Origin of the sequence: Flavobacterium polysaccharolyticum, from assembly GCF_038739875.1 — a bacterium.
Classification (GTDB): Bacteria; Bacteroidota; Bacteroidia; order Flavobacteriales; family Flavobacteriaceae; genus Flavobacterium; species Flavobacterium polysaccharolyticum.
Map to the genome: position 1 here is coordinate 52,023 of NZ_JBCGDP010000007.1, position 12,615 is coordinate 64,637.

Below are 12,615 nucleotides of genomic sequence, written 5' to 3' on the forward strand. Positions count from 1 at the left end.
TATTAAGAAACGAGTTTGACTATTGATTGAATTAACAAATGGTTAATATCCTATATTATTTTTTATGCTAATTAAATTTCTTTTTATGGTATAGTTTTTTTTAAAATATTTTTTTTTAGTCATAAAATAACACGAATAGAATATAAAGTGTTTGTTATGTAAAAGAGCAATTTTGGTTTGTTATGCTTAATTATATAGATCAAAAATTAAAAATAGCATAAGGAAACTGATTAATCGATGGTAGTTTTTATGGTTTTTATTTTAAAAGACTACTTATATCTTTTAATAATTGTTGTTCGTCGAAATTATATTATAGTTAACGTCTTTGGTGTTTACTTTTAACTAACAATTAACTTTAAAATATCCATTAACTAAAAAAATTAAATTTATGATTCAAAACGTGTTAAAAATACTGTTTGTTTTTTGCTTGTTTGGTTTTCAAAACCTTGAGGCACAGACTACAGTATCGGGAATTGTAACAGATGCGGCAAATGGTCTTCCCATTTCTGGTGCTAATGTTACAATAAAGGGAACGAAAAATGGAGTGTCAACAGGATTTGATGGGAAATATAGTATTAAGTCACCCAATAGTTCTGCGATTTTAGTGATTTCCTATATTGGTTTTATTACAAAAGAAGTTGCTGTTTCTGATGAAACTACTATAAATGTAGCTTTAGCAGAAAGTCCAAATCAGTTAGGGGAAGTTGTTGTAACGGCCTTGGGTATTTCTAAAGATCAACGAAAAGTAGGGTATGCAGTAGCTACTGTAGGAGGTGATAACTTGAACAAAGCAAGAGAGACGAACGTAGCTAATAGTTTATCGGGTCGTGTTTCTGGTCTTGTGGTAAGAGGTACTAATAGTGGTGCTGGAGGAACATCAAAAGTTCTTTTGAGAGGTATATCTGGAGTTACTAGTGGAGGTAATCCATTGTATGTAATTGATGGTATTCCTATGGATAATACACAAAGAGGTTCTGCTGGAGAGTGGGGAGGAGCTGACCAAGGAGATGGAATTGGAAATATTAATCCAGATGATATTGAGAAAATGACGGTTCTTAAAGGTCAGTCAGCATCTGCTCTTTATGGCGCTAGAGCTGTAAATGGTGTTATTCTTATTACTACAAGAAAAGGAAAAAAAGGGAGTGATTATGAAATTAGTTTTAATTCTAATTTTATGGCAGATGCTCCAGTTGATTTTACAGATTTTCAAGATCAATATGGTCAAGGAACTGGCGGTGCAAAGCCTCTAACCACAGGAGCAGCTTTAGCAACCAATAGAATGGCTTGGGGAGGTAAATTAGATGGTAGTTCAGTAATTGGTTTTGACGGAAAGCAATACACGTATGGTAAAGCTAATGAAAGCTATATTGACTTTTATAGAACAGGAACAAATTTTACAAATACTGTTTCTATTTCTAAGGGAATGGCAGAAGGGGCATTTCGTTTGTCCGTATCTAATTTAGATTCTAAATCGATAGTACCTAATAGTGGTTTGAAACGTACAACTATTAATTTAAGTGCTGATCAAAATATTACTGAGAAACTCAACGTTGCAGCTTCTATAAACTACACAGACGAACGTTCAAACAACAGGTCTTTTTTAAGTGATGGTCCAAAAAATCCAAATAACTTTTTATTCTTGGCGCCAAACGTAGATCACAATATTTTTGCACCAGGTTATGATCCAGTGACAGGGAATGAAATCGTTTTTAGTGATGATATTTATGTGACCAATCCATATTTTATTGCAAATAGAGGGGTTGAGGATCCTACTAGAAAAAGAACCATTTCTGTATTATCAACTAAGTATAGTTTTACGGATGATATTTATGCAATGGTAAGATTAGGTAATGATGTTTCTCATGATACCGAATTTAGTGTGAATCCTTGGGGATTAGATTACACCTTAAATAAACGTGGTGGATTAGACAGTCAAGGACAATCTACTCGTTCAGAGCTAAATCTTGATGGGCTTTTTGGAGCTAAATTTAAATTTGGTGAAGATTTTTCAATCGATGCATTAGCGGGGGCTAATATTAGACAAAATAAATATGAAAGAATAAAAGTTGGTGGAGGTCCATTTGTTCTACCTTATTTATATACTCCAAATAATGTCGTTAATTTCAATAGAGAGTATAATTATTCAGGAAGTGAAAGTCATTCTGCATTTTATTCTTTAGATTTTGGCTATACAAAATACCTAACCTTAACAACAACTGGTCGTTATGATGTTTATTCTTCATTGTCTTCTGCTTCTTCTTCTGATAATGCAGTATTTACACCATCAGTTTCTGGAGCGTTTATCTTTAATGATTTATTAAAAATGGAGGCATTAGATTTTGGAAAAGTAAGATTATCATACGCTGTAACAAGTGGTGAAGCTACTCCTTATACAAATTCTTTATATTTCAATTCTGGAAATTCATTAGTAACTAACGGAGTGAGTTATTCAACAGGGTCAATTCCTTCAACACTTCCTACACTTTTAAAACCATTTACTGTAGATGAGATAGAAGTAGGTTTAGATCTTAGATTTTTCAAAAGTAGATTAACATTTGATGCATCTTATTATAAAAAAACTTCTCACGATGAGATTTTAAATGCAGAATATAGTAGAGCTACTGGATTTGCTACGGGTGTAGTGGCAAGTGCCTCGATCGAAAATAAAGGATTAGAGATTAGTGTAACTGGGGTTCCTGTTAAAACAGATAATTTTACTTGGACAACTAGTTTAAATACGACAAATTTCAAGAATAAAGTATTAGCTACGAATGCAGATAAGACCCCAATTATTTTGGGAAGTAATCGTGGAACTCTAGGAAATGCTGTTACTGCATATGTTGTAGGTGAAGCTGGACCTCAAATTAGAGCTTATGATTATGCTTATAATGCTGATGGTAGTATACAAGTTGATGCAGCTGGATTGCCAGTAAGAGGAGAATTTAAAAACTTTGGTTCTGTTTTGCCCACTTTTTATGGAGGATGGAATAATGAATTTAAGTACAAAAATTTTAACCTCGCTTTCTTAATTGACTTTAATTATGGTAATAAAGTAATTTCTGCAACTGAATACTATTCTCGTTTACGAGGATTACATCAAGCTACACTAGTAGGAAGAGAAACAGGTATTACAAATAACGGAATTACAGCTACGGCCGAAAATTATTATCAAGCAGAAGCTCGTAATATTACAAGTACAAGTATAGTTAGTGGTGATTTTATCAAATTTAGACAATTATCTTTTGGATATTCATTCCCTAAAGACTTAGTACGTAAAGTTTCATTCTTACAAGGAATTGATGTTTCATTTGTTGCAAGAAATCTTGGAATATTAATGCGTAAAGCAGACAATATAGACCCAGAAAGTAGTTTTGGTTCTAACGTAAAATATTATGGAATTGAAGGGACTAGCTTGCCTTCTACAAGCTCTTTTGGTCTAAATGTTAACTTTAAAATAAAATAATTATGACTAAATATATTAAAATATTGTTTGTGGTAGTTAGTGGTTTGCTAATTTCATGCGATAGCAATTTTGAAGAAATTAATACAGATCCAACAAAAGCGGGATCAGAAATATTTGACCCCAATCTACTTTTACCGAGGGCTCTTTATGATTATGGACAAAGAACTGTAGGTTACGAAGGGCCAATTTTGTTTCAAAGTATGTGGGTGCAACTTTTAGCATCTCCTTCTACAGGTGGAGCTAATTATTATGATGGTGGAGATAAATATGTCCCAACAGGAGGTACATTTGATTATGTTCAGAGAATTTGGAATGGTGTTTATACAGCTGCTTCAACAGCAAATCAGATGTCTAAGTTGGCGTCTCAAAAAGATATGCCAAATCTAGCCGCTATTGGAACAATTGTAAAAATAATGTCTATTTCTTATATATCAGATGTTTATGGTGATGTTCCTTATTCAGAGGCTTTAATGTTGGATCAAAATGTTTCTCAACCAAAGTATGATAAACAACAAGATTTATATCCAAAAATGTTAGCTGATTTAGAGGCTGCAATTTTGAAATTAGATGCTTCTAAAGATAAACCAACTAGTGATATTTATTACAATGGGAATATTGCTAAATGGCGTTCTTTTGGTTATTCCTTGATGTTGAAAATGGCCATGCGTTTAACGGCTGCTGATCCTGTTAATGCAAAAAAATATGCTGAAATTGCCGCTGCTGGGGGTGTTTTTGCTTCTATTGCTGATGAAGCTATTTCACCTACTGATGATGCAAATGGTTTTGATAATGGTAATGGTGCTTCTTTTACTGTTTCTGGAGATGTTTATGAAGTACGTTGGTCAAAAACATTGATTGATTATCTAAAAACTAACAATGATTTGCGTCTACCTGTTGTAGCCGAAGTTCCAGCTGCTGGTCTTACTGCAAATTTTTTATACACAGGAGGTAACACAAATACGGCTGTTCAAATAGGTTTCCCTAATGGCTATGACACTAAAGGTGGTGCTAGAGATGTAAGTTTAGAACCTAATTATCCTGGGGCTACTGGTACAGGTTCTAATATTGCAGCAATAGGTAATTATTCTAGACCTACACCAATGTATAGAAATAGAACTACTCCTGTTTTTATTTTAACTTATGCTCAAGTTCAATTGTTATTAGCAGAAGCTGCTGTAAGAGGATATTCTGTGTCAGGAACCGCTAGTCAATATTACAATAACGGATTGACGGGAGCGATGTTGACTTTAAACAAATTTGGAGGTGCACAAATTACTACTGGAGATGCTACATTCTATGCCGCAGCACACCCATTAGATGTGACTTCAACAAATGCTTCATTAAAAATGATTAATGAGCAAATTTGGGCTACTACTGGACTAACAGGAAATTGGGTTGAAGCATGGAACAACTGGAAAAGATCTGATTATCCTGTACTAACACCAGTAAATTACCCTGGAAACTTTAGTTCAGGTAGAATACCTACGAGACAGGTTTATCCATCTACCGAAGGAAGTAATAATACTGCAAGTTATAATCAAGCAGTTTCTAACATGGGTGGAGATACATGGATTACTAAAATATGGTGGGACAAATAATAATAATTTATTGATTTATAATTCTGTTAAAAGGAGAGGTGACTCTCCTTTTAACTTTATTAGTAATTACTCTTTCCATAATCTATTACATCATATTTATGTATAGAATTTCATCATCTTTAATCTTTAATGGGTTTTATTTGGTATGGTTGAAGTAAAAGATGTTTCAAAAGTCAATACTTATTGCTTTTTAGTATTTCATAAAAAATTTCGATTTAACTGCAAAAAAATACAATTATGACTAGTGATATAGAATCACAATTACATACAAAAAAAACGACATTTATTCCAATTATGATAATTGGTGGCCTTTTTTTTATTTTAGGATTTGTTACTTGGATTAATGGAGCTTTGATTCCATTTATGAAAACCATAAGTGAACTAACGTCTGCACAATCTCTTTTAGTTGCTTCGGCATCCTATATCTCTTTTGTGATTATGGCTTTGCCAGCATCTTATATATTAACAAATATTGGATACAAAAAAGGGATGTCTTTAGGGCTGTTTATCATGGGGTTTGGAGCCTTGGTTTTTATACCAGCCGCAGAGGCAAGAACATATTGGATGTTTTTAACGGGTATTTTTATTCAAGGAGCAGGAATGACCTTATTACAAACCGCATCAAATCCGTATATAACAATTTTAGGCCCCATTGATAGTGCTGCTAAGCGTATTTCCATAATGGGGATTGCAAATAAAATTGCGGGTGCTCTAGGCTCACTTATTTTTGGCTCACTTTTGCTGTCTGGAATAGATGAAATTCAACAAAAACTAAGTAAAGTCAATGCAACTGAAAAAGCGGAATTATTAGATACAATGGCAAATAGTGTTGTTATGCCTTATGTAACAATGGCGGTTGTTTTATTTGTTCTTGGAATATTGATAAGAAAAGCACCGTTGCCTGATGTTGAAGCTTCATCTACTGAATCACGAAAAGAGGAAGATTCAACAAAAGCTAGTATATTTCATTTTCCGCATTTATGGCTAGGGGTATTGACTCTTTTTATGTATGTTGGCGTTGAAGTTATTGCGGGTGATACTATTATAGCCTATGGTATATCGTTAGGGTTTCCTGCTGCTGATGCTAAATTTTTTACCACATTTACATTATTGGCGATGGTTCTAACTTATGCTTTGGGTGTTTTTTTAATTCCAAAATACATTACTCAAGCTCTCGCGTTAAGAGTAAGTGCTATTTTGGGTATTATTTTGACGTTTTGTATTGTACTTACAACAGGTTTTACTTCCATTTTATTTGTAGCAGCATTAGGAATTGCAAACGCTTTAGTTTGGCCAGCGATTTGGCCTTTAGCATTAAATGGACTGGGGAGATTCACAAAAACAGCCTCTGCCTTGTTGGTCATGGCAATTTCTGGAGGAGCAATTATTCCTCCACTATATGGCAAATTTGTAGATTCTAATAAAGCAGATAGTATTGCTCAAGGAGTAAGTGAAGCATTGGCTACAGCATCAGCTTCTACTCAAGGATATTGGATTTTATTACCGTGTTATAGTATGATATTATATTACGCCATTGCAGGACACAAGTTAGGAGTAAAGAAATAATAATGCTCATAAAACAAGTTAAAGAGTATGTTTTTGAATTGTATTTTATTCACAAAAAGTAATATAAAAGCAATTCAAACATTACTGCTGCTTAAAGTATAGTTTTTTCAATTTCCCGAAAATAATCCGCTTTTGAAATTGATCCATACTCAGTTTCTATCCACTTCCAAACGATTCTTTTCAAGGATAACCTCAATTAAAAGCATTAACCTCTACTTTAAGGTTGATGCTTTTTATTTAGGCCCAGATTCTGCATTAGAAATCTACTACAACTAAATTACTTCACCATGTTTATTTTTTTATATCGGAGTTCAGTGAATAAATTTCATTTGTTTTTAATATTGTTGTTTAGGTTAAATGTAATCTTCGATGTCTTCTTCAAAACCAAGAACTTATTCCAATTTTTGAATTCAAAATACAAAAGTAGTATCTCATTGTACTATATTTTTATAGGTATTCAATGGACCCTGCTTCCTTCTTTAAAATAGTCCATTAGCTGTTGCTTTTATTGAAGAATTCAGTTTCGCTACGATGTCTGATATGTAATTTTGGATTATAAATATGCCAAAGCATTATTGAATAATTATCATTTTGTGGTTTTTGTTATTAATAAGTTGTTAAATAAAGTTTTTTTGTTTAAAAAACACTAAAAAACATACTAACACCTTTTCAAATTTGTTATTGGTCGAAATTTCGTAGACATAACAAAAACATAGTTTTAAATTTAACAAACTATTAACCTATAGTTAACTAATTTAAGTAAAATCTATAAAAAAAAACTAATTATGATTCAAAAACTATTAAAACTACTGCTTGTATTTTGTTTATTTAGTTTTCAATATGCTAAATCACAAAACATTACAGTCACAGGTAAAATTACAGATGCTGCTGGTATGCCTTTGCCAGGAGCCACTATTATTGTTAAAGGATCGTCAACTGGTGCTTCTGCAGATTTTGATGGCGCCTATAGTCTTAAGGTGCCAAATTTGTCTGTGGTATTAATGGTTTCTTATGTAGGATTTGTGACAAAGGAAGTTACACTAACTGGTTCTTCTGTTCTTAATGTAAAATTGATATCATCCTCTGAAAATCTTCATGAAGTTGTTGTAACTGCATTGGGTCAAAGTAAAGAGAAAAAATCTTTAGGATATTCTACCAGTGTGATTAAGTCTGATGCTATCGTGAAGACAGGTTCAGCTACCATTGCTAACTCTATCTACGGAAAAGCTCCAGGGGTTCGAATCACTTCTACTCCAGGTGGAGCTGGAAATATTAATATCCAGATACGTGGTGTTAACTCTATAACAGGTAAAAACCAGCCGCTTATCATTCTTGATGGTGTGCCGATTCGTGATGGGGATACAAAGAATAATGATTATTGGAATGATCAGCGTATTAGAAGCAATGGTTTGGCAGATATTAATCCTGAAGATATTGAAAGTATTTCTATTCTTAAAGGCGCTTCGGCTGCTGCATTATATGGTTCAGAGGCTGTAAACGGTGTAGTATTAATTACTTCTAAATCTGGTAAAGGAAAAAAAGGTTTCGGTATTGATTTCAGTACAAGTTATGCAACAAATGAAATAGCATATTTGCCAAGATTCCAATATGAAAGAGGGCCAGGTTATGCCAATCCAGCCTATGCTCCTTCAGCATATTTGGGTCCAGATGGTTTTGCTCGTTACGATACCGACGGTGATGGTGTAGCTGAGACGAGAGGGACTCCAAATGGGAGTTCTAATTTTGGGAATTGGTTCGATGGTCAGCCTATTATGACTTGGGATGGTGTCATTCGTCCATATTCAGCTCAAAGAGACGGATACAAAAATATGTTTCAATATTCATGGGACGGGGTAACAAATGTTGCACTTTCTAATAATACAGATAATAGCAGTATTCGTTTTTCATATACTCACAACGAATCACAAGGTTTGAGTATGGGTAACATGAATAAAAAAAATACTCTTAATCTAAACACATCATTTAAAACTGGCGAAAATTTGAAAACGGATATAATCGTTAGTTATATGAATCAAGATGTCCATAATCGTGCTGTTGGTACAGATCGATTGATAAATAACTTTACAGGTATGCTTGGTCCGTTTGCTAATGGTGATTGGTACAAAGATAAATATAAAACTAGTTTAGGATATAAGTATGTTACTGGTAGTAATCAAAGTTTGACTCCAAATGAAAATATTATTCGTAATGGTTTCAGGTCAGACATCGCGGATTATTTCTGGTATACGAATGCGATTCAGCAAGATGAAATTACAAACCGTTTAATTGCTAGTGTTACGGAAACTTATACTATTTATAATGATTTGAAATTACGTGGGCGTGCTTCTACTGATCTAACGTCAATAAATGTTGAAACTAAAAGACCAGTTGAGAGACCATTGGTTTATGGATTTGGTTCTGGATCTTATGAAATGGAAACTAAAAACTACAATATTCTTTATGGAGATGTGATGTTGATTTATAACAAGAAAATTAATGATGATTTCGCATTGGGAGCTCAAGCAGGGTATAATGCAACAAAAGAAACTGGATTTAGTTTGTCAAGATTTACAGATGGAGGTTTGAGCGTTGAAGGCTGGTACGATATGAATGCTTCCGTAAACATTCCAAGAAGTACTGATGCAAAATATGAAGTTGTAAAAGATGCTGTATTTGGAACAATAAACGCTAGCTACAAAAATTACTTGTTCGTTGAAGGAACAATAAGAAAGGATCGTACTTCTACTATGAATCCTAAAAATAATACATTCACGTACCCTTCTGTAAACTCCTCTTTAGTATTGTCAGATGCATTTACATTGCCAGAAGTAATCAGTTATGCAAAACTACGTGCTTCTTGGGGTATTGTGGGTAATTACCCAGAAATTTATAAAGCTAACGTAGCTTTTAATCAAAATACACTTGGTAATCAAGGTACAACTACTCCAGTGTTGATAACAAATTCTATGAATAATTATGGTAATGAAGGAATAAAACCTGAGATGAAAAATGAATATGAGTTTGGTTTTGAAACTAAGTTCTTTAAAGGCAGATTAGGATTAGATCTTTCGTACTATAATGCGCATGTTTATGATCAGATTTTGGATTTGACATTGGCACCTACAACTGGAGCGTCGTCCATCTTAGCTAATGTTGGAGAATTGAGTAACCAAGGAGTTGAAATCGCTTTGACGGGTACTCCAATAAAAACAGATTCTTTTTCTTGGGATATTACTTTGAACTGGGCTAAAAATATAAACAAAGTAGTGAAATTGGCTAACGGAGCATCTGAATTATTACATGCTGATTACGATGGGTCTGCTGCACAATTGAAATCTGTAGTAGGTGATCCAATGGGAGGTATTTATGCACACCCTGTTAAGACAGATGTTAATGGTAATAAAATGGTTGACTCTAATGGTTTTTATATGATTGATGGAGATAAATGGGAAAAATACGGAACAGCTATGCCTCAAGGTGTTGGAGGTTTGATCAATTCATTTACATATAAAAATTTCACTTTAGATCTTAATATTGATTATTCTTATGGAGGATATTTGATGCCAACTGGGATTAACTGGATGAAATCAAGAGGATTGACAGAAGAAACATTGAACTACAGTACAAATGAACGTGGAGGCTTAACGTATTATAAAGATGCTAATGGTCAGGGAGTTCAAGTCCCTAATAGCGCTACTTCAGGACCAGGTGGGCAAACATTATATCGTGATGGGATGTTGATGGAAGGTGTTACAGCAGATGGCAAAGTAAATACTAATGTAATCTCTCAGGCTGGATATTATAATATGACTTATAACTGGGGAGGCCCTCAATATAGTAGTTCCCGTTATGAGTTATATATCCAGGAAAATAATTATATAAAAATGAGAGAAGTATCGTTAACTTATAGTTTGCCAATTGCTTGGGCTAGTAAAATTGGTGCTTCTAGATTAAGTTTTTCTGCTTATGGACGTAATTTGTTCTTCATCTACAGATCAATTAAGGATATGGATCCTGAGGCTACTACTGCGGGTTCTAAATGGTCTCAAAACATTACCAATGCGGGTACCAATCCAGCGACTAGAAGTATTGGGTGTATGTTAAGAGCATCTTTTTAGTTTATTAAATTATAATTTTAAAAAAACAATATGAAAAAATTATTATATATATCGTTAACAACTGCTGTTGTCTTTTTGAGTTCTTGTTCGAATGACGATTTCTCAGAGGCATATAAAAATCCGTCAACGGTTGAAACAACAACCGTTCCTAAACAATTTGCAGGATTCTTGAAAATTAATTTTGAGGATGTAATACCGTCTTATTGGAATTATTTTACTGTTCTTCAATCGACTTCTCTATCCTACACTCAGTCGCATGGATTTACAAACAGACAAGGGCGCTATGTTCCAGGTGCAGCAACAGTGTATAGATGGGATAGGTTTTATAAATTTATGGCTCAATATAGAGAGTTGGAAAAAGTGATGGCTACTTTGCCCGCAGCTATGCAAACTGAAAATAGAATCTATACGATTGCTTCGACTATTTATTTATACGATCATACTCAAAAAATGATTGATAACTTTGGTGATATCCCTTTTTCTCAAGCGGGTAAAATTAGTTCAACGGGGGGCGATTATGCTGCTGCATTAGCAAAGTATGATAATCAAACGGAGTTATATACCCTGATGTTGGATCAATTGAAAGCTTTTTCTACTGAATTGAATTCTATTACTTTGTCTGCAGGCGTGGCATTAGAGTTCAAAAACCAAGACTTAATTAATAAAGGTAGCTTGACGAGTTGGAGAAATTATTGCAATTCTTTGCGCTTAAAAATGCTGAACAGAGTTTCTGGAGTTCCTGCTTTTGCAGCAAGAGCCAATACTGAGATGGCTGCAATTATTACTGATGGAAATATTGTAGATGAAAATGCTGAAAATATTGCTTTCAGAGTATATACACAAGACACTGATTTAGATACTTCTGGATTTATTGATGCAATGGAGGGAGGAAACAACATTGCCCCAAAACCAATGATTGATCACATGAACGCGAATAATGATCCTCGTAAACCTTGGCTGTTTGAAGCAGCAGTTAATACCCCCGGTGTTTTTACAGGCCTTGATCCAATGCTATTATCAGCGGCTCAGGATCAGCTAATAGTCGATGGTAAAATTTCTACCTATAATCGTTCTGTAATCAGTAGAAATGATTGGTTACCGGGAACATTAATCAATGCTGCCGAGGTAAACTTGATTCTTGCGGAGTATTATTCAAGAACAGGTAATGCCAGTTCGGCAAAAACATATTTTGAAAAAGCTATCAGACAATCAGTTGAATATTATGTACGATTAGGAGATAAAGCTGATGACACTACTTGGAAACCAGCTACAGAGCCTACAACAGCTGAAATTGATGCTTACATTGTAACCATAAATTTTGCTGGAGCTATAACGCCTGCAGCTCAATTGGAGTTAATTGCTTTTCAAAAATACATTCACTACAATATGATGCAAGTAGATGAATCTTGGGCTGAACAAAGAAGGCTGAAACTCCCTGTTTTGTCATTTCTTGATGATGAAACAAGTAGTGTGAGAAAAACACCACCAACACGTTGGACATATCCAAATTCAGAGAGTGTTTATAATTCGGCTAATTATAATGCTGTTAAAGCAAATGATAATTTGAGTACCAAAATATTCTGGGATGTAAAATAATTATAGTTGCAATAGAAAGTTGAATAATTAACATGTGCGATCAAAAGCAGCTATAGCTATTAATTTACACAGAGGTAAGATGTTCATTCTTACCTCTGTTTTTTAAAGGTTTTCAGTCTTAAATTTTATAAAAAAATATATAATTTGTAAATACATGATACGTTTTTTTAATACCATATTATTATGATTATTTTCTTTTGTTCTCGTTGCTCAAACTAAATTAGAGGCGTATAAAATCGAGTATGATAAAATCGAAAATGGAAAAAAAACAGGT

The 12,615-nt window shown here is 33.8% G+C and carries 5 protein-coding genes; all 5 read left to right on the top strand.

Annotated elements, in window-relative coordinates:
- The first annotated feature begins 388 nt into the window (after nt 1-388).
- Nucleotides 389-3,463: a SusC/RagA family TonB-linked outer membrane protein gene (locus tag WFZ86_RS08750; RefSeq protein WP_342691582.1), complete on the top strand. Its 3,075-nt coding sequence runs from the start codon at nt 389-391 to the stop codon at nt 3,461-3,463.
- 2 nt (nt 3,464-3,465) lie between these two features.
- Nucleotides 3,466-5,061: a SusD/RagB family nutrient-binding outer membrane lipoprotein gene (locus WFZ86_RS08755; protein ID WP_342691583.1), complete on the top strand. Its 1,596-nt coding sequence runs from the start codon at nt 3,466-3,468 to the stop codon at nt 5,059-5,061.
- Between the two features lie 237 nt (nt 5,062-5,298).
- Complete coding sequence (locus tag WFZ86_RS08760; RefSeq protein ID WP_342691584.1) at nt 5,299-6,627, top strand: sugar MFS transporter; 1,329 nt, start codon at nt 5,299-5,301, stop codon at nt 6,625-6,627.
- A 785-nt stretch (nt 6,628-7,412) separates the two neighbouring features.
- Nucleotides 7,413-10,745 (top strand): SusC/RagA family TonB-linked outer membrane protein, encoded by a 3,333-nt coding sequence (locus WFZ86_RS08765; RefSeq protein ID WP_342691585.1) that lies wholly within the window; start codon nt 7,413-7,415, stop codon nt 10,743-10,745.
- A gap of 30 nt (nt 10,746-10,775) precedes the next feature.
- On the top strand, nt 10,776-12,341 hold the full coding sequence (locus WFZ86_RS08770; RefSeq protein ID WP_342691586.1) for a SusD/RagB family nutrient-binding outer membrane lipoprotein: 1,566 nt from the start codon (nt 10,776-10,778) through the stop codon (nt 12,339-12,341).
- Nucleotides 12,342-12,615: the final 274 nt, after the last annotated feature.

What these genes read in the sequence shown, in the direction of transcription:
- WFZ86_RS08750 (WP_342691582.1), top strand. Translation starts at nt 389, where the DNA reads ATGATTCAAAACGTGTTAAAAATACTGTTTGTTTTTTGCTTGTTTGGT.
- WFZ86_RS08755 (WP_342691583.1), top strand. Translation starts at nt 3,466, where the DNA reads ATGACTAAATATATTAAAATATTGTTTGTGGTAGTTAGTGGTTTGCTA.
- WFZ86_RS08760 (WP_342691584.1), top strand. Translation starts at nt 5,299, where the DNA reads ATGACTAGTGATATAGAATCACAATTACATACAAAAAAAACGACATTT.
- WFZ86_RS08765 (WP_342691585.1), top strand. Translation starts at nt 7,413, where the DNA reads ATGATTCAAAAACTATTAAAACTACTGCTTGTATTTTGTTTATTTAGT.
- WFZ86_RS08770 (WP_342691586.1), top strand. Translation starts at nt 10,776, where the DNA reads ATGAAAAAATTATTATATATATCGTTAACAACTGCTGTTGTCTTTTTG.